Source organism: Mucilaginibacter sp., assembly GCF_028288225.1.
Lineage (GTDB): Bacteria > Bacteroidota > Bacteroidia > Sphingobacteriales > Sphingobacteriaceae > Mucilaginibacter.
Genome location: NZ_JAQBOC010000047.1, coordinates 39,445 through 59,284, shown reverse-complemented (window position 1 = coordinate 59,284; position 19,840 = coordinate 39,445). Strand labels below are relative to the sequence as shown.

Here is a 19,840-nt window from a genome sequence, read left to right as displayed (position 1 = left end):
AAAATCATGAGTAAAAAAGGAATTTTACTGGTTAATTTAGGTACGCCTGATAGCCCGGAAACTAAGGACGTTCGTAAGTACCTTGATGAGTTTTTAATGGATCCGCGGGTAATTGATATAAATCCAATATCTCGCGCGCTTTTGGTAAAGGGGATTATTGCACCTTTCAGGGCTCCAAAATCAGGAAAGCTATATAAACAGATCTGGAGCGCTGAAACGGGCTCTCCGCTATTGCATTACAGTAAATTACAACATCAGGCATTGCAGCAACGCTTGGGTGATGAATACCAGGTTGAGCTCGCCATGCGTTACCAAAGCCCTTCTATCGAGTCGGCATTGAACAGGTTAAAGGTGTCATTGGTTGAAAGTATCCATGTTATAGCCTTGTTTCCGCAATATGCTTCGGCAAGTACCGGGTCGGTTTATGATAAGGTGATGGATTTGGTGAGGAAATGGCAAACAATACCTTCTATTTCATTTGCAAACTCATTTCATGATAATGAGCTGATGATTGAAACCTTTGCCAATAATGGCAGGAAATACCAGCCTGAAACTTACGACCATATTTTATTCAGCTTTCATGGCTTGCCGCAAAGGCAGCTTATAAAGTGCGACCATACCGGAAATTATTGTTTAAAATCTGCCGGCTGCTGCGATACATTAAACGACGTAAATAAGTATTGTTATTCGGCCCAATCATATCACACGGCCCACCTGATTGCCGAAAAGTTAAATCTCCCCAAAGAAAAATACACTGTTTGTTTTCAGTCGCGTTTAGGTAACGACCCATGGGTACAGCCTTACACCAGCCAAGTTGTTGCTCAATTAGCTAAAGAAGGAAAGAAACGACTGCTGGTGTTTTGCCCGGCATTTGTTGCCGATTGCCTTGAAACCGTTTATGAAGTTACCGAAGAATACGGAGCAGAATTTAAAGCCCTGGGCGGCGAGTATGTACAACTGGTAGAAAGCCTTAACGATTCACCAACCTGGATTGGTGCTTTGGAGGAAATGGTGTTGAAGAAGTAGGCAGTTTGCGGTGAGCAGTTGGCAGTTGGCAGTTAGGGTCGGAATGCCTGATAACTGGTAATTGATTTTATGTGGGATGCTCTTAATAAAGAACGTGAAGAACTGAAACATAAATTACAGGAGGCTGAATTATCTTTCGTTATAAACAGGCATTTAAAGATGCAAAGCTATTTGAACAAGGAAAACTTAATACTCACCCAATAAGCGAATTATTGAATGAATTATAGTCATTCAAAAAAATTCCGAAATCGAAATTCCGACTTCCGAAATCCTCAAAACAGCTGTTCAATAATATCATCAGCAGATAAACCTTCTGCTTCGGCGTGGTAGCTGCGTACTATGCGGTGCCTTAATATAGGTTTTGCAATGGCCTGCACATCTTCAATATCAGGCGAGTACTTGCCACTAATCACTGCATGGCATTTAGCTCCTAAAATTAAAAATTGCGACGCCCTGGGACCTGCACCCCAGTTTAACAGCCGTTTAACCTGTGGAGCAGCTAATTCGCCATTGGGACGGGTTTTAGCAACCAGCTTAACTGCATATTCAAGCACGTTATCGGCAACAGGTATATTCCGTACCAATTGTTGAAAATAAATTATCTGCTGGGCATTTAATAGCTTATTAACCTGCACCTGGTTAGTGCTGGTAGTATTTTTAACTACAAGCAATTCCTCCTGGAAGGTGGGGTAATCTAAGGCAACGTTAAACATGAAACGATCCAACTGCGCTTCAGGCAATGGATAGGTACCTTCCTGCTCAATAGGGTTTTGTGTGGCTAAAACAAAAAACGGTTGCGCAAGGCGGTGTGTAATACCTGCGGCAGTAACCGCTTTTTCCTGCATAGCCTCTAACAAGGCAGCCTGGGTTTTTGGCGGTGTACGGTTAATTTCATCAGCCAGGATGATGTTTGCAAAAACAGGGCCCGGTATAAACTTAAAATTCCTGTCCTCACCCAATATTTCTGAGCCTATAATGTCTGATGGCATCAGGTCAGGAGTAAACTGGATGCGTTTAAAGTCAAGGTCAAGCACCTGTGCAACAGTTTGAACAAGCAGGGTTTTTGCCAGGCCGGGCACGCCAACCAATAAGCAGTGCCCATTGCTAAAAATAGAAATAAGCACAAATTTAAGAACCTCTTGCTGGCCTATAATAACTTTTCCTATTTCAGCACTAATTTGCTGGTAAGCCTGCCTTAAAGCATCAGCAGCCTCCACTTCCGAGCGGTGTTGCATATTTTAATTTAAGGTTTAACTTCAGCGGTTGCAGGTGTTGGTGTTCCCCAACCTTTTATAGTTGGGCATCCCTGGTATTGAGGATCGATCCTGATAAATGTTTCCTTCCTCTTTTTCTCAAACCACTCACTTACCGTACGGTTTATCTTTTCATTATTTGCGTATTCTTTCATTTTTGGATAATCCTGCGTAATGTTAGCCTTATGCGCATTTGTGGTTGATTTAAGGTATAGTATTTTATAACCTTGTTTTCCGTCGGGGCCCGTAAATAAAAACGGTTTCGAAATACTTCCAACCTTCATGGTATCAGTAACAAGAGCAACTTGCGGATCCAGCTTATCGGTAGGGATATAGGTTGAACGGGACTCAACATTCTCCGCATTTAAAAGCATGCCACCATTAAATTTGGTATCCTTATTGTCTGAATAATAGGCTGCCGCAGATGAAAAGTCTATTTTTTTGTTTGTCTTCAGTAAAGTATAAATACTATCTGCTTTAGTTTTTGCCCTGTTTAAGCTTTCCTGTGTAACAGCAGGTATAATTAATATATGCCGCACATGCACCTGCTCACCCCTGCGTTCAATTACCTGTAAAAAATGAAACCCTATTTCGGTTTCAAATACAGGCGAAATATCACCGGCTTTCAGTTTAAATGCCATGGCTGTAAACTCTTTAACATACGCGGTACGGTCATTAAACCCTAAATCACCTCCGTTTGGAGCTGAACCCGGATCTTGCGAATACAGGCGGGCCAGTGATCCAAAATCTTCACCGGCTAAAACCCTTTTGCGCAGTTCTTCGGCTTTGCTTCGGTAAGCTTCTTTCTCAGCAGTATTCATTTTCGGGTTAAATACTATCTCGCCAACTTCAACTTCTTTGTTAAAGGTTGGCAAGCTATCTTTTGGTATGCCATCAAAAAATTTCTTAACATCTTGTGGCGTAGTATTTACGTTTGATGTTATCTTTTGCTGCATTTTTTGAGCGATAAGCCCTTCTTTAATATCAGGGCGGATCTCATCTTTATATTGGATAACAGATCTGCCTAAGAATTGCTCCAGCCTGTCTTGTCCACCGGCACGCTGTATCATTCCGCGCATCCTGCGGTCAACATCATTATCAACCTCGTCATCTTTTACTTCAATACTATCAATAATTGCCTGCGCCGCCAATAGCTTCTGCGTTAACAGGCCTTGCAGAATCTGACATTTAACAGCAGGGTTTGGCGGATTACCCTGAGCAATATATGTTGCATATTTTAACTCAATGTCAGATTGAAGTATAATACTGCTCCCTACTACCCCTGCAATTTTATCAAGTGTATGCTTTGGCTGTGCCTTTGCGGCTTGTATAAATAAAATAATGCTTAAAATGGCTATCCCAAACTTTCTCATGTACCTTGTATGTGCTAATTAAACTGCTCCGCCAAAGGCGGATTAAAAACCTTCGAATTTCGGTAAAAATTATGAATTCCTACGGTATAAATAACGGCAATTAATTGAAACCGAATATAATTGTGCGAATATGCCGATAATGCTTCAAACAGTTTACTTACTTTTGGTTAAAATTTGTTAAATACCCTCCTGTTCTCCCTCTGCTTTTAGAAGGAGACAGGTAAAAACCGGCGCGTACAATGAACATAGAAAACCCTATAGCTTTTAGTTTTATTATGCAGGATGATATTTACCTGTTGAATAAAGATAAATTAGCATATAGCACCCCGGCTGCACCAAAGCCGGAGAATACTTTTGCTGAGCCTGAGCCGGAGTATATCCCAGCCGCCGCTGTGCCGGTAACAGAGCCGAAACCCGTTAGCTTTAATTATTTGGGCGGACACAAAAAGAATTTCCTGGTTATTGTGCATTATCCTGAACATGATTTGATGCATGATAAACACCTTATGGCTTTGGAAAGCACGCTTACCCGTTTAGGTTTTAGCCGGGATGATGTAGCTATTTTTAACAGGGCCAAATATTTAGATACTGAATTTGGGGTGATGGCCGATTTCTTTAAACCACAAAAGTTACTTTTGCTAGGTAAAAACAGCATGCCCGCAGATATTGGAGTGTTTGAGCTAAATAAACTTACTCAACTAAATGGCTATCCGGTATTACTAACTTTCAGCTTTGATGAGATGATGGACAGCGTGGAAAACAAAAAGGCATTTTGGGAACAAATGAAGCAATTATAACGGCATGCACCAATTAGTTTTTGTAACAAATAATGCTCATAAGCTCCAGGAGGTTTCCGCTAAAATTGATGGACAAATAAAATTATTGAGCCTGGATGATATCGGCTGCTTTGATGATATTGCCGAAACCGGGTTAACCTTTCATGAAAATGCATCAATAAAAAGTCATTATATATTTGATAAGTATAAGCTGGATTGCTTTGGCGATGACAGCGGACTGGAAATAGATGCCCTGAACGGCGACCCGGGGGTATACTCCGCAAGATATGCAGGCGAGCATGGCAATCATGATGCCAATATTAATAAAGTACTCACCGGGCTGCAAAATCAAGCAAACCGCAAAGCACGTTTCCGCACTGTAATATCATTAATATGGAACAGCGCTGAATACTTTTTTGAAGGTACAGTTGAAGGAACTATCCGCCATGAACGTTCGGGTATAGAAGGGTTCGGTTATGACCCTATATTTCAACCCGACGGTTATGATGTAACGTTTGCCCAAATGAGCCTGGATGAAAAGAACAGCATTAGCCACAGGGCTAAGGCTATGGAGCAATTGGTGGCGTTTTTGAATAAGATTTAAATCGTAATTAAAGCTGCTTAACTTGTTTCAACATAATATTCTGGTTTGTCATCGTATACTCATCTGTCATCCATGTCTTTAGCAAAAAATGGATAACCAATGAATAATTATTCTCCTAAATATTAAATTTATCGAAACCACGCGTTTCTGTTTTCCGTAAAACGGAAAAACAGCTATTCTTGAAAACAGTTATAAAATTAAATCCTGTACATTTTTGCCTTTCATGCGGAGAAGATTTTAATTGCAAAAAGCACAGAGGCTGGTTTATTAAAACATTCTTGTTCTTTCTAAAAATCAGGAAGTACTACTGCACTTTTTGCCGTAAAACGTATATTTTTCATAAACCTACTTCATCACTTAAAAATATATCGCGGTAATAAATAGCACTATCATGCCACCCAAAAAAGATAATCAGCCAGAGATTAAAGCGGGCCGCCTGTTTTAAACCTAAAGCTTGTATTTGATCTGCAACAGCTTATTAAAAATAATACCTGCTATACCATCTCAATATTTAGTGTGTATAAGTTTACAATAAATTAGCAATATTCTTATTCGGCTTTGAACCAATTATTTTTATTGTAATATTATTCAAATAAATATTTTTTATAAGTCAGTAAAATATTTAAATGAAGATCCGCAAGCCTGTCCTTTTAATTGAATGCATATTCATCTGCAGCTTCATTCCATATATAAGTGCGGGCATTCATTATTGTTTAATATCTGCCCGGCTTCTAAAGGTGCCGTTATGTGTATTAAACAGTAAAGGCGGTGTACTTAAAAACCTGATAAATATATGGAGCACTCAATTTGTCAGAAGAATAATTTCTGTATGTGTTCGCAGCCCTCTTCGTCCCAGTATGCTTCGCATGGTAAATTTACTTGTTCCGCTTCGCGCTGATTCAGGCTGTATTATTGCCATTTGCCATACCCCATGGAAACGCTTGCTTGTTCAATGGTGCCTTGAAAATAACTTTGCGTTAATTATGGCAAGCGGCAAATGGACCCACCGAAAAAGACGCATTCAAAGAGAGGGTGAAGGATTTAGTGATTTGCGGCAGATTGTAAAATGTTTACAACAAAATGGGCGGATCATTATTGCATTTGATGTGTTTAATAATTTGAATAATTGCCCGGTCAATTTTTTTGGAAATTGTTGTAATGTATCGCTGCTTCCAGCGCGTTTGGCAAGAATTGCGAAGGTCCCACTGTTTACAGCCATCCCAACGCTTCGCAATGGCATAATAAATATTGATTTTGGACCCGAATTTGATTTACACCACTTAAATTCAGATTCAAGCGGGGTAATGAAAAACATTATTCTATTCCTTGAATCTGAAATAAAAAGCAACCCTGGGGTTTGGCCCACAAATTATTACCATAACTTGGCTTGAACAAGGAAAGAGATTTTTTTAAATCTGTGGGATGGATTACAAGATCATTCCTGATCTTTTAATTCTCTGCCGGTTTCTTTTCCACCGCCGGTTTAGCGCCAGCAGTGTCTTTAGCGGCCTTCCCCGCAGGCAACTTAACTGGAACGTTCTTTTGCAAACTATCTTTTGCTGTTTTTATGAGCGGCGATTTTGATGGCGCCTTATTTGAGGTATCGCCAGCCGCTTTTACCCCCGGCAGTTTTTGAGGCATATTGTTCAAGCTGTCCTTAGCGGCTTTTATGCCCGGCAGTTTTGGTGCGCTAACGTTAGTACTATCCTTAGTTGTTTTAGCCCCTGGTGGCCCTTTGTCAGGTGCTTTACCTGTTTTCGCCTTACCCTTCGCCACTTTTGCGTCAGCCTTTTTGTTGTATGATGGTATAATGGATTCTTTTGATATTGGCCTTTCTTTTGGTTTCCATATAAACCCTTTTAGTATTTTATCGTCATCAACCACTTTATCAATAGGTGTATATTTATGCTCGGGCTTTAGATAAAAGCCGATGTTGGTGGCCTGGTTTTTTTCAAAGTTAACGCGAATGCGGGTGCTCAATGAGCGTTCCATACCACTTACTTCAGTTTTTCCGCTATCCCTATTAAAGTAAATGCTTTCGGCATTGCCGTCAATAAACATCTGGTGCAGCTTATCATCCTTAAAATAGCCACGCATCTTTTTGCCGGCAACCTGGTTAAAATGCACGGAGTCTCCCTTTTCGATATTTACAATAAAGGCATTCGGAAACATGGTCATGTTATCCATTTTTTTGTGCTTCATCTGTAAATAAATGGTATCGCCTGATAGCTGCGAGCCCTCCGTCCATATAAGGGGATTAACAAAACACCGGATGGTTGAATCCTTGTTGCTATAAAACATGGAATCAGACTTAGCCTGCATGTCCGACTTAAACAGTTTAAAATTATGGTGTGCTATCACAATCCTTATCCTGGCGGTATCGCTTGGTTCCAGCTTTCTTGCTGTAGTAAGGGAATCATCACCAAGTTTTTTTCGAAGGCTATCGGCGGCCAGCTGTTTTTTACTTAAAACTATTGGTAATTTTTTAGGGATTGGCTTTGGCTTGCCAAAAAACTCACGACGACGAAAACTGCTATCCGCAGGAATCCCTGCCAGCTTACCCGTTAAAAATTTGGAGTCGGGTATTTTGGCTTTAGGCCTTGTAGTGGTGTCCCTTATATGTGCCAGCCGCTGCTTTTCCTGGTAGATCTTCAGATCTTTGTAGGTCAAAATCTGCGTTTCTATAGTATCCGCCGACATATAAACAGAGTCGCGCTTGATGTGGCCGGTATCTTTTACAGCCTTAGGCTCCGGTATGTTTTTAGGCTGGCCGGCTACCAACGGACTACTGTCCTGCTTTTTCGTGATTTTAGCTTTAGAACCAGCCGGAATTATTTTTGCCTGCACCGTTTTCAAATTGATATTTTTCATATCAACAGGTGATTTTTTTATAACAGAATCGATTTTTTTACGGAGTGCGTTTGTATCTGCGGGTAATTTTTTAACTGCCGAATCAACCTTTAATTTACCGTCTTTTATTAAAGCCGGATTAAATTTGCGGGTATTAATGACAGTATCCCCCTTGCCCGGAATGGTTTGTTTTATCAGCTGGGCCATGTTCATGGCGCCCTTACTTTTTGCAGGATTTATTCTAAACAAAGAATCAGCTTTTTTTACAGAATCGGCTTTCGCTACAGAATCGGCATTGGTGGTATCTTTTTGCTCGGTAACAATAATTATATAAGGGTCCTCTGTCATAATGGTACGTTCTTCAGCTTTAAAGTAAGTACCTAAATTGCCCTTTATAGTAGTTTTCTGTTCCTTATCAGTAAAGGTAACATGCTTAACGGCACGACCATAGCCCTTAAGCTTATCATAAAATAAGCTATCACCCTTTAATGATTTTGTTCCGGATGTATATAAATTGTTTTTCCCGAACGCTGCCTGCTCAACTACGGTATTATAAGTTCCGTTCTCTGTGTAAAGTGTGTCTTTATCCTTTTTTCCCTTCTCGTTTTTGGTGCCATAAATATGGGTTGGCCCGTAAAAATAAGCTATCTTGTCTTTGGTATTATACCGCATGGTATCAGTTTTTATCAAAGCATCAGGCGTGGTAAGCGATACATTATACCTGAAATAGGAATCGTGCGAAAAAGCAAAATAATAACCATTTTTGCTAAGCAGCGTATTATCCTTATTCACCAGTTTGCCACCATCAACATAGGTGCCAATGCGTGTTGCGGTGTTATAAGTAAGATAATTGGTAGTTAACGTGGCGTCCTTATCAACCATTTTTACATTATCTGTAAGCAAGGCAACTTTGGTGTTGCCGTTATAATTAAGCTTGTCTGAGTAAATATTTAAGGTATCGCCCTGGTTAATAATCACATGCCCAAATGCATCAAAGGCATTGTCCTGCGGATAAAAGTATGCGCTGTCGGAAGTTAGCGTCGAAAAATCTTGCCTGAAAGTTCCCTGGTAAACCTTTATAAGGTCCTTGCCGTTAAGTTTTATGCCATAGCTTTCTTTTGATTTGATCAGGTTAACAACTGATTTTTTCTGGCAAATAGCTGTCACCGATGCAAACAATAAAAAAGCGAATAAAACATATTTCCTCACGATGGCAAAATTAGTTTTTTGTTGGGGTTTTAAATTAATAATTTTGAAGGATGCTGCCGGTTAAAAAATTCATTGATTTTATTGAGCAAAATAACCTTTTCAATCAGGACAGTAAAATACTTGCTGCTGTGAGTGGTGGAATGGATTCTGTTATCATGGTTCATTTACTCAAATCAGCAGGTTTTCATTTTGGCATAGCTCATTGTAACTTTCAGCTGCGCAATGATGAATCAGTCGGCGACGAGCAATTTTGTCTTCAGCTGGCCCAACAACTTGATGTAAAGTTCCACACCATCCGCTTTGATACTTTAAAACACACGGCAGATAATAAAGTTTCAATCCAAATGGCGGCCCGTACTTTGCGTTACCAATGGTTTGAACAGGTGAGGCAACAGGCTGATTATTCGGTTATTGCGCTTGCTCACCATCAGAACGATGCAATTGAAACAATATTGTTAAATCTTACCCGCGGCACAGGTATTGCGGGCCTGCACGGTATTTTGCCTAAAAACGGCATGCTGGTTCGCCCCATGCTGTTTTTAAGCCGGGATGACATCCGGAACCTAATCAATGAATTTAAGATCTCTTACCGTGAAGACAGCTCAAATACCTCTGTAAAATATGCCCGAAACAAAATACGGTTAGAAGTTATCCCAAAACTAAAAGAGTTAAACCCGGGCCTGGAGCAAACCTTTGAAAGTAATCTTAAGCATTTCAGGGAGCTTGAATTATTACTGGATCTGCGGGTAGCAGAGTTGAAGGACAAGCTGTTAATCGCCCATAAAAACGAGACCCATATTTTATTGGATGATATAAAGGCGTTGCAGCCCCAACGTTTGTTGCTTTTTAACCTGCTACGGGAGTATGGCGTTAATGAAACTGTTATTGATGATTTGATATCTTCATTGGATAAACATTCGGGACGGTTTTTTGAAACAGGGGATTTTAGGCTTATAGTAGACAGGGAAAAGCTTATCATAGCACAAAAAGAAATTGGAGCTCAAGAGAACGTCCTGATCAATCCATTGGATAGGGAAGTTAACTGTGGGCGTTATAAGTTGAATATTTTGCATGATGATAGTCCGCTTATTGTAAAAAACAACCCGATGGCAGTATCAGTTGATACTGACTTGTTGATATATCCGTTAACTTTGCGCCGCTGGCAAACGGGCGATCATTTTTCCCCCTTGGGGATGAAGGGCAGTAAAAAGTTAAGTGATTTTTTTATAGATCAGAAGATTCCGTTGCATCAAAAGGACGAGATCCCGCTGGTAATAAACGGTAATGGCGGGATAATATGGATAGGCGGCTATCGGCTTGATGATCATTATAAAGTTACCAATAACACTAAAAAAGTAACTATATTCGAATTGGTCAATTTGAATATCTGATAATTTGAAGATTTGAAAATGAAAGCTAACTTTAAATAATTGAACAAATACTAAACAACCAATTTTCAAAACCAACCCATCTTCAAATCAACGCACCATCAAATCATCAAATTAAAATGACAGATAGACCGGCTTTTATTGAAAAACAGTATCTCGGCAGGGAATTTATTCCAATTACCATCCGCCTGGTTTTAGCAATGTTTTGTTTTGCTGCTTATTTTTTTACCGATGAGCGCGAACGCAACGGCGACTTGCTGGTGGTGGTTGGCTTTGCCATTATTATTATTTCAATTATAATGGGTTTCCTGCTCCATTTTCGCACCCGGATAGAAAATAAAAGCATTTTAGTGGACGGACTATGGACCACCCGCCTGGTTAAAATTGACCTTAACAGCATTGTTAAAGCCGAGAAAGGCGAATACAGCAGGTATTTATTTAATAATCCGGTATATAATCTGCATACAAAAGGCACCATCCGCTTTTACACAGCCGGCAAAGATGCCATTCACCTAACCGACAGGGATGGTCTTATTTACATAATCGGCTCACAACAAGCAAACGAGTTTTTAAGAGCGATAAAAGAAGAGATGAAAAAGTGAGTTAGTCATTGGTCATTGTGTCATTAGTCATTGGGGAATTATCATTAGGTAATGGCCATAACAAAACACCCTGACAATGCCCAGTGACTATCGATAGCAAACCGGGCCACTAATGACAAATGCCCAATGACTACCTAAGGACCAAATCACTCTTCACCGGGTAATGATCTGATAATTTTTTTTCGATGATCTGGTAGCTGCGGACATCAAACTGCGGACTTGCCATAATATAATCTATCTGGTAATTGGGGAAATCGCCATTATAGGTGCGGCCAAAGCCGACACCCCCTTCACGGAATGCATTCTTTAAACCTTTTGCCATCTGGTTAACGGCGTATGAGGCAGGAGTGTCATTAAAATCGCCTGATATTACGTAAGGGTATGGACACTGCGCAGCGTGTTCTTTTATTTTAATTACCTGGGCGCTTCGTTTTATAAAAGCAGCTTTCAATTTGCTTCCCAGCCTCCGTGCCGATGAACCTTCTGCCTTGCCTTGTTTGGCTATGCTGCTAAGATACCTGTAATCTTCAGGATCAAACCGGATAGACTGCAGGTGCACACTATAAACCCTGAATTGTTTATCGCCTTTTTTTACATCGATGTATAAACAAGCGTTTTCGCCCAGCTTATTGGCAAACGGAACAATACCATGAGCCATGATCGGGAACTTTGAAAAAATGGCCATCCCAATGGCTTCCTGGCTGTTCGCAATTGCCGGTTCAAAATAGTACCAGGTGGTCCCCATTATTTTCAATATGGAATCGCGCATATCATATTGTCCGGCTTTACGGGTATAAAACTCCTGGAAGCCTATCACATCCGGTTGATTTTCAGAGATCAGCTGCAGGATCTCATGTTTGGTGGATATGTCATTGTTTGAGCCATAACGCTTAAAATTATGCACGTTATACGTCATCATATTTATCACGGTTTGATTTGGCCCGTTTGAATAGGATGATGGACCGTGCAGCTGAAAGTTATTAAGCAATACATTATATCCTATTGCTATACATAACACCGATATCATAAAATACCAATTTTTTCGCAGTGCCCAGTAAATGATAAATACAATACTACCCAGCAACAAAAGCGGGTAGGCTAATCCAAAAAAGGCAATTATCCAGATTGTTTTAGGATCTACAACGGGAGCAAGGTAGCTGGTCAATAACGCAAAACACAGCAGGCAGTTTAGCCACAGGATTATTTTATCGATAAAAAACAGCCTTTTTTTAACCTTCATTATTACTGGCCCGGAATAGTATTTCTTTTTCCTGTTTATTCAGGCTGTCATATCCCGATTGTGAAATCTTATCTAAGATAAGGTCTATCTCTTCTTGTCGCGGCTTCCCACCCGATTTTCCCGAAGAATTTTTTGAAACCACTTTTAATTTCGATTTTGCCTTAAATAAATTCGCTATCCCGGCAATCCAGTCACTGCCTTTTTGCACTTGTTTAATATATACAAAACCCATCAGCACGCCACCAAGGTGAGCAATTTCGCCGCCGGCATTTGGGCCTACTATTCCAAAAAAATCAATAATTATAATAAATAGTGCAATCCATTTTAATTTAACAGGCCCAATAAGAATTAAGGATATAGTGTAATTGGGCAATAAGGTAGCTGTGCCAATAATTATTGCCATTACACTTGCCGAGGCACCTACTAACGGTGCACTTTCGTTGGCAAATAACGGAACGGTATTATAGCATAAAACAAACAGAAATGCGCCGGCCAGGCCGCCCATAATGTAAAGGCCCAGGGTGCGTTTTTTACCGAGGTATTCTTCAAATATCTGCCCAAACCAATAAAGCCATAGCATGTTAAACAGGATATGAAAAATACCTGCATGCATAAACATGTAGGTTATAGGCGTCCAGAAATGGGTAAGTAACTTTGATAAATTGGATGGCAATAAAAGATACTCAGTACTGTAATACTCAATTATGCCGGTTTTAAAAAAGAATTTGCCTAAAGTGTCGGCAATATTTATCAGCAAAAAAACAATAACATTAATACCAATAAGCAGGTTTAATTTGCTGCCTGATCGCAGCACTTTGTATTGTAAGTTTTGCCAAAGGGTACTCATAATATTTTAATCCTTTTATTAGCTGATAACTACTAATTTAAGAAAAAGTTGTCAGTTGTTTTTCTATTTTACAATTTGTAAACAGTTAAAGCTTTATTTTGATTGAAAAAATCACTGGAGCCTTTGTAAGCGCCAAGCTTTTATCAATATAAAACCAAATAATGCACCGCCAAGGTGCGCAAAATGCGCCACATTGTCGCCGGCGTACTGGGCAAAACCTAGGTATAGTTCAAGCACAATGTAAACCATTATCAAATATTTGGCTTTAACAGGTACCGGAATAAATAGCATCATCAGTTCCATATTTGGGAACAGCATTCCAAAGGCAACCAATAAACCAAAAATTGCCCCCGAAGCGCCTATTACCGGATAAGCATAAATTGCACTTAATTTAGTAAGAGCCACCTGGTCAAGTCCCTGTATCCCATTGTATAAAGTAAAACTCCCTATTATTGCATGCACTTCAAATGCCTGCACCACTACCTGTAATATACCGGCCCCGATACCACATATAAAATAAAGATTTAAGAAGCGTTTAGGACCGATTGAGTATTCCAGTATAGGGCCAAACGAGAATAAAGCGAACATATTAAAGAGTATATGCTGCCAGCCTCCATGAAAAAACATATAGGTTAAAAATTGCCAAACCTTAAAATTTGGTGAATTAAAATATGATAAACCTACCCAATTAGTAATTACCTGGTAATTATGATCGCTTAATAATACATAAGGTAAAAAGCAAATAAGGTTGATGATCAGCAGGTTTTTTACAACCGGTGTTAAATTGGCGAATGGTGATGGCCTGTATGCGCTCATAGTTATGTGTTATACCGCTTTTTGCGGTTATTTTTCAAATCGTTCTAAAAGTTCGTTCAGTGTAAAAGTAGTAATTACCAGCTTACCGTTCAATGCAAGGTTTGGCATTTGGCAGGCAAAAAGCTGATCTATCAATATATTCATTTCTTCTAATGACATTTTTATCCCCGCTTTCGTTGCAGCGTTTCTTGCTAATGACCGCGCAAGGCTGTCGCGCTTGTCGAGCTTTAAAATCGACTGGTTATTTTTAAAGCCTTCCAGTAATTGTTCCAATATCTCATGTTCCGAGGCGTTGTTCAAGTCCGCCGGGATGCCCTCAACCACTACCGTATTTTTGCCAAACTCCCTGATATCAAATCCCAGTGCGCGAATATCGGGTAAAAGTTCTTTTAATAACTCAAAATCGCTGCTATTTAATGTAACCGATTGCGGAAAAAGGCTTTGCTGGCTAACACCTGAATGATTTTGCAGCTGTTGTAAAAAACGTTCGTACAAGATCCGTTCATGCGCCGCTTGCTGATTGATCAGCATAAACCCCGATTTTATCTGCGAAAGGATAAACCTGTTCTGGATCTGGAAAAGCTGCCGCTCACTTGGCTTATTTATTTCCTGCTCATCAGCAATAATGCTTATTTCTTCATGCATTTGGTGCTGTACATTATCCTCTTTTTTACTGATCTCGTAAAGCGTATCCCAATTCTTTGGAATGGGTGAGCTGCGGTAATCGCCGCTGTTGCGTAAGGTAGGCATTTCGCGGTCTGTGCTGCTGTTGGTGTTAAAAGGATTAAAATCAGGGTTAAAGGTAATAGTAGGCGGAACTATTTCTTCCAGTGGCTTAAGGGTGACCAAATGCCCGATACTGTTTTCCTGGTCAAAATCCAAACTTGGGGTAATGTTATATCGCCCCAAAGAACGTTTTACCGCCGAGCGGATTATGGCATAAATAGTTTGCTCGTCCTGGTATTTTATTTCGGTTTTTGTTGGATGAACGTTAATATCAATCTTAGCCGGATCAATCTCTATGAACAATACATAAAGCGGAAAGGTGTCCTCGGGCAATAATTCCTTAAAGGCCATCAGCACCGCATGGTTTAAATAAGCATCTTTTATAAACCGGTTGTTTACAAAAAAGAACTGCTCGCCGCGTGTTTTACGGGCAAACTCCGGCTTGCCAACAAAGCCTTGCAACTTAACCACCATGGTATCTTCCTCAACAGGTACCAGCCGCTCATTATAATTATTGCCAAATAAATGGATAATGCGTTGTTTAACTGTTGTGGCTGGTAAATGGTAAACCTCCTGCCCGTTATGGTGCAGGGTAAAAAATACCTGTGGGTTAGCCAGGGCTATTCGTTGAAGCTCATCAATAATATACCGCATTTCCACCGAATTGCTTTTTAAAAAGTTGCGGCGGGCGGGTGTATTATAAAATAAATTTTTAATCGATATAGAGGTCCCGGGGTTAGCCGAGCAAGCTTCCTGGCTTATCACTTCCGACCCTTCAATAAATATGCAGGTGCCAAGTTCATCCTCTATCCTCCGGGTTTTTAGCTCAACCTGCGCAATAGCAGCTATTGACGCCATTGCCTCTCCCCTGAAACCCATGGTACGGATGGCAAAAAGATCTTCGGCCTTACGGATCTTTGAGGTAGCATGCCGCTCAAAGCACATTCTTGCATCAGTAACACTCATGCCGCAGCCATTGTCAATAATCTGGATTAATGATTTCCCTGCATCTTTTACTATAAGCTGAATCTTATCGGCTCCGGCATCTATCGAATTCTCTATAAGTTCTTTTACCGCCGATGCCGGCCGCTGCACTACTTCGCCTGCGGCTATCTGGTTGGCGACGGAGTCTGGTAAAAGCTGTATGATGTCTGACATTTTGTAAAAATTCCCTTCAATTGCGTTTTCGATGCTAAATTAATTATTTCACCGCATAACTTCAACGGATTAAAATCCGTTGCTACAATATTGGCCGAGCCTACGCCTCTGGATCGATCATTTTATGAAATAAATCTAAACCCTAATCTAAAGAGCCATAGGCTCGGCATATTTTGTAACAACGGATTTTAATCCGTTGCAAACAGATCACCCGGAATGAGTACCATAGGTACGTAACATTGTTGTGCATTATTTACAGGTCGCGTACTTATGGCATGCTAAATAATTAAAATGATTTTTCCTCCAATATTTTGCGCCTACCGGTGTCTGGCCGGGTAGATTTGTGAAGCGGTTTAGGGCCAGGTGGCGGTGCTTGTGCAGGCCTCAAACATCAAATTAAATATTTCCCCGTACAACTTTATGTATTTGAATTTGTATATAGTTTTGTAGTTTGCAATTTCTAATATTATTTACATCACATGAAAAAAATATGGCCCGTTCTTTTGCTGCTGGCAACCGCATGTAAAGAAAAGGATTACAATGCAGACCTGCTGGTTAAGAACGCATTGGTATACACTGTTGACAGTAAATTTAATACCGCGGAGGCCTTTGTAATAAACTCCGGAAAGATTGTGGCAGTTGGCCGCGCTGATAGTTTAGAAGAAAAATACAGGGCCCGCCGGGTTATTGATGCAGGTGGTAAAGCTGTATACCCCGGTTTTATTGATGCCCATGCCCATTTTTATGAATATGGCCTTGGTTTGCAAGAAGCCGATTTGAACAATACCAAAAGCTGGCAGGAGGTTGTAGACTCAGTAGGATCATTCGCCCGTAAAAATCCGGAAGGATGGATAGTTGGCCGCGGGTGGGATCAAAACAAGTGGAAAGTAAAACAATTTCCGGATAAAGCTAAACTGGATTCCATGTTCCCGGCCCGGCCGGTAATATTAAGCCGGATTGACGGGCATGCTATAATGGTTAACCAGGCTGCGTTAAATTTAGCAGGTGTTAAACCCGGGCAAACCATTACAGGCGGAAAGATTGAAACCATAAATGGCAAGCTTACGGGTATGATGATTGATAACGCCCAGGGCATTATCTCCCGCAAAATACCACCGCCAACTGAACAGGTAACCCAATCAGCATTTTTAGAGGCACAAAAAAAATGCTTTGCCGTAGGTTTAACTACTGTTGATGATTGCGGCCTGCCATATACTATGGTAAACATTATTGCGCAATTGCAGCATAAGGGCGCGCTAAAAATGCGTATGTATGTAATGCTTTCAGATGCCCCGGAGAACTATGATTATTTATTTAAACGTGGCGCTTATAAAACCCCTACACTTAACGTGCGTGCATTTAAAGTTTATGCTGATGGTGCTCTTGGTTCACGGGGGGCCTGCCTCCTTCAGCCCTATGCCGATCAAAAAAACTGGCGTGGATTTTTACTGAGCCAGCCAAAGCATTTTGAAGAAGTGGCAAAGAAAATAGCCGATAAAGGTTTCCAAATGTGTACCCACGCCATTGGCGACTCGGCAAACAGGGTGATGTTAAAGATCTATGCAAATGTGTTAAAAGGCAAGAACGACCGCCGCTGGCGCATTGAGCATGCACAGATCGTATCACCGGAGGATCTTAAGTATTTCGGCGATTACAATATTGTGCCATCGGTACAGCCAACCCACGCAACGTCTGATATGTATTGGGCAGGTACCCGGCTGGGTAAAAAACGTTTAAAAACAGCATATGCCTATAAGCAGCTGCTTGAACAAAACGGGTGGATGCCGTTAGGCACTGATTTCCCGGTTGAGAATATTAACCCAATGTACACGTTTTATGCAGCAGTTGCGCGCAAGGACCTAAAGGGATACCCTGAACGTGGTTTCCAGATGGAAAATGCTATTAGTCGCAAAGAAGCGTTACAGGGCATAACCATTTGGGCAGCTAAAGCAAATTTCGAAGAAAAAGAAAAGGGAAGTATTGAGCCGGGCAAGTATGCCGACTTTGTAATATTGGATAATGATATTATGAAGGCAAAAGGTTCAGCATTACCTAATGTTAAAGTTTTAAAAACATTTATAAACGGAGAGCAGGTATATGAGAAAAAATAAGTGGCGGTTATATCCATTAGTTTTAACAGGTTTTATATTATTTAATTCTGCCTGCGCACAAAATCCGCCATTCACGGGCCTGTCATATGTAAATGAAGAAAAACTTGCAGAGAAAGTTACGGTGTTATTAAATAATGCATCGTATTTAATTCCGCTACAAAACCTGGAGGAACAAAAAATAGCCAGCATTCACTTTACAAATTTGTATGCTGCAGGTTTTGATAGCCTTTTAAATAAATATGCTAAGGTTGCCATTTATAAAGGCAGCGATTACTCGGGCATAAAAAGTTTGGATGATCTATCGTCCGACCTGAAGTTTTATAATACCCTCATTGTGCAGCTAAATGATGCCGATCTGAACAATCCGCTCATTGTTGATTTTATCAATACCAATAAAAAGGTTAAAAATGTGGTAGTTGCTTTATTTGGCAGCAGCAATACGCTGGCAAAACTAACCAATGCAGCCGTGCCTGTTATCTGGTGTGAGCGGATTTCGCCTGTTACTGCATTTTATAGCGCCCAGGCTATATTTGGTGGAGTTGCCATTACACAAAAGCTAAGTAAAAACATATCTCCTTTATACAAAGCTGGTATGGGTTTTATCACCACAAAAACACGGTTGCAGTATACTGTGCCCGAGGATGTGGGTATCAGCTCGGCAAGCCTTATTGGTATTGATAATATAGCTACTGAAGCCATGCTTAACCAGGCTACGCCGGGTTGTATAGTTTTGGTAGCAAAAGATGGCAAGGTGATATTTAATAAAGCCTATGGTTATCATACCTACAGCAAAACACAGCCTGATAAGCTGACTGATATTTTTGATGTGGCATCAATGACCAAGATCTCGGCAACCACTATGGAAGCAATGATGCTTACTGACCAGGGGAAACTAAATGTTGATTCTACAATAGGCAACTATCTTCCGCAGGCACGTAAAACAAATAAGAACAACATACTGGTACGTGAAATTTTGGAACACCAGGCCGGCCTGATCCCCGATATTCCAACCTTTGACAAAATACTTCCGACAGACCACTCAACAGATTCATCTGCTTTTTTTCCAACCAAGGTTAATGATAATTATTTTTTGCGGAAGGATTATTTTAAAGAGGTGATGTGGCCCGAAATGCTAAACTCGCCGCTTAAAACGAGGGGGCAGTATGTTTATAGCGACGTAAGTATGTGTTTTATGCAGCAGATAGAGGAAACACTGACGGCAACCCCGCTAAATGTTTTTGTCCAAAAACAATTTTATGAACCGTTAGGAATGCAAACCGCTGGATTTTTACCGCTTTACCGCTTCCCCGTTGACCAGATAATCCCCACGGAAGATGATAAAAAGGATAGGCACGCTTTACTTGATGGCTATGTGCATGATCCAACCGCTGCTTTAATGGGCGGCGTTGCAGGCCATGCGGGCTTGTTTGCCAGCGCAAATGATCTTGCTATTTTATACCAGATGATGCTTAATCGTGGCACTTATGGTGGTGCAGTATATATTAAACCAGCAACGGTTGATATGTTTACTGCAAAACAATCAGACGTAAGCCGCCGTGGTTTAGGGTTCGACAGGTGGGATCCAATATCCGACAGGCATTATCCATCACAATTAGCATCAACCGAAACTTACGGGCATACCGGCTTTACCGGCACCTGCGTTTGGGTTGACCCTAAATATAACCTGGTTTATATATTTTTATCAAACAGGGTACATCCAAGTGTTGGCAGTAAGCTGTCCAGCTTAAATATCAGGCCCCGCATTCAGGATGTGGTTTACCAGGCAATACAGAGTGGAATGTAGGTTAAGGATTTCGGATTTCGGATGTTCGATTTCGCATTTGAGAAATTCTTTTGGTAA

15 protein-coding genes are annotated in these 19,840 nt (G+C 40.6%); 8 read left to right on the top strand and 7 right to left on the bottom strand.

Annotation, left to right across the window (positions count from 1 at the left end):
• The first annotated feature begins 6 nt into the window (after positions 1-6).
• Positions 7-1,026, top strand: a complete 1,020-nt coding sequence (gene hemH / locus JWQ54_RS14570) for a ferrochelatase (protein ID WP_299585940.1) — start codon at positions 7-9, stop codon at positions 1,024-1,026.
• Positions 1,027-1,298: 272 nt separating this feature from the next.
• On the opposite strand, the gene JWQ54_RS14565 is transcribed toward hemH, so the two are convergent.
• Both JWQ54_RS14565 and JWQ54_RS14560 read right to left on the bottom strand, forming a co-directional pair.
• Positions 1,299-2,261, bottom strand: coding sequence for a MoxR family ATPase (locus JWQ54_RS14565; RefSeq protein ID WP_299585937.1), 963 nt, complete (start codon positions 2,259-2,261; stop codon positions 1,299-1,301).
• An 8-nt stretch (positions 2,262-2,269) separates the two neighbouring features.
• A complete protein-coding gene (locus tag JWQ54_RS14560; protein ID WP_299585934.1) occupies positions 2,270-3,652 on the bottom strand; it encodes a peptidylprolyl isomerase in 1,383 nt (460 codons plus the stop codon).
• Between the two features lie 239 nt (positions 3,653-3,891).
• Between JWQ54_RS14560 and JWQ54_RS14555 the strand changes: the two genes are divergently transcribed.
• The 3 genes from JWQ54_RS14555 to JWQ54_RS14545 all read left to right on the top strand — a co-directional run bounded on the left by JWQ54_RS14555 (position 3,892) and on the right by JWQ54_RS14545 (position 6,423).
• Positions 3,892-4,449, top strand: coding sequence for a hypothetical protein (locus JWQ54_RS14555; RefSeq protein ID WP_299585932.1), 558 nt, complete (start codon positions 3,892-3,894; stop codon positions 4,447-4,449).
• A 4-nt stretch (positions 4,450-4,453) separates the two neighbouring features.
• Positions 4,454-5,032, top strand: a complete 579-nt coding sequence (locus JWQ54_RS14550; protein WP_299585929.1) for a non-canonical purine NTP diphosphatase — start codon at positions 4,454-4,456, stop codon at positions 5,030-5,032.
• 983 nt (positions 5,033-6,015) lie between these two features.
• Entirely contained in the window at positions 6,016-6,423 is a 408-nt protein-coding gene (locus tag JWQ54_RS14545) for a hypothetical protein (protein WP_299585927.1), read from the top strand.
• 58 nt (positions 6,424-6,481) lie between these two features.
• Here JWQ54_RS14545 and JWQ54_RS14540 read toward each other — a convergent pair whose 3' ends face one another.
• Positions 6,482-9,091: an OstA-like protein gene (locus JWQ54_RS14540; RefSeq protein WP_299585924.1), complete on the bottom strand. Its 2,610-nt coding sequence runs from the start codon at positions 9,089-9,091 to the stop codon at positions 6,482-6,484.
• A gap of 50 nt (positions 9,092-9,141) precedes the next feature.
• Between JWQ54_RS14540 and tilS the strand changes: the two genes are divergently transcribed.
• Positions 9,142-10,482 (top strand): tRNA lysidine(34) synthetase TilS, encoded by a 1,341-nt coding sequence (gene tilS, locus JWQ54_RS14535; RefSeq protein WP_299585921.1) that lies wholly within the window; start codon positions 9,142-9,144, stop codon positions 10,480-10,482.
• A 116-nt stretch (positions 10,483-10,598) separates the two neighbouring features.
• Complete coding sequence (locus JWQ54_RS14530; RefSeq protein ID WP_299585918.1) at positions 10,599-11,081, top strand: hypothetical protein; 483 nt, start codon at positions 10,599-10,601, stop codon at positions 11,079-11,081.
• A 130-nt stretch (positions 11,082-11,211) separates the two neighbouring features.
• On the opposite strand, the gene JWQ54_RS14525 is transcribed toward JWQ54_RS14530, so the two are convergent.
• From JWQ54_RS14525 to mutL, 4 genes are all read right to left on the bottom strand, one after another.
• Positions 11,212-12,321 (bottom strand): endonuclease/exonuclease/phosphatase family protein, encoded by a 1,110-nt coding sequence (locus JWQ54_RS14525; protein WP_299585916.1) that lies wholly within the window; start codon positions 12,319-12,321, stop codon positions 11,212-11,214.
• Positions 12,311-13,168 carry a rhomboid family intramembrane serine protease gene (locus JWQ54_RS14520; RefSeq protein WP_299585913.1) on the bottom strand — a complete coding sequence of 286 codons (858 nt, stop codon included), beginning with the start codon at positions 13,166-13,168 and terminating at the stop codon, positions 12,311-12,313. Before JWQ54_RS14520 ends, JWQ54_RS14525 begins: the two co-directional genes overlap by 11 nt.
• A gap of 111 nt (positions 13,169-13,279) precedes the next feature.
• Positions 13,280-13,984 (bottom strand): rhomboid family intramembrane serine protease, encoded by a 705-nt coding sequence (locus JWQ54_RS14515; RefSeq protein WP_299585910.1) that lies wholly within the window; start codon positions 13,982-13,984, stop codon positions 13,280-13,282.
• Between the two features lie 27 nt (positions 13,985-14,011).
• Positions 14,012-15,868 carry a DNA mismatch repair endonuclease MutL gene (mutL, locus tag JWQ54_RS14510; protein ID WP_299585907.1) on the bottom strand — a complete coding sequence of 619 codons (1,857 nt, stop codon included), beginning with the start codon at positions 15,866-15,868 and terminating at the stop codon, positions 14,012-14,014.
• Positions 15,869-16,347: 479 nt separating this feature from the next.
• Between mutL and JWQ54_RS14505 the strand changes: the two genes are divergently transcribed.
• Both JWQ54_RS14505 and JWQ54_RS14500 read left to right on the top strand, forming a co-directional pair.
• A complete protein-coding gene (locus tag JWQ54_RS14505; RefSeq protein ID WP_299585904.1) occupies positions 16,348-17,979 on the top strand; it encodes an amidohydrolase in 1,632 nt (543 codons plus the stop codon).
• Positions 17,966-19,783, top strand: coding sequence for a serine hydrolase (locus JWQ54_RS14500; protein WP_299585901.1), 1,818 nt, complete (start codon positions 17,966-17,968; stop codon positions 19,781-19,783). The genes JWQ54_RS14505 and JWQ54_RS14500 overlap by 14 nt, the downstream gene beginning before the upstream one ends.
• Positions 19,784-19,840 lie beyond the last annotated feature (57 nt).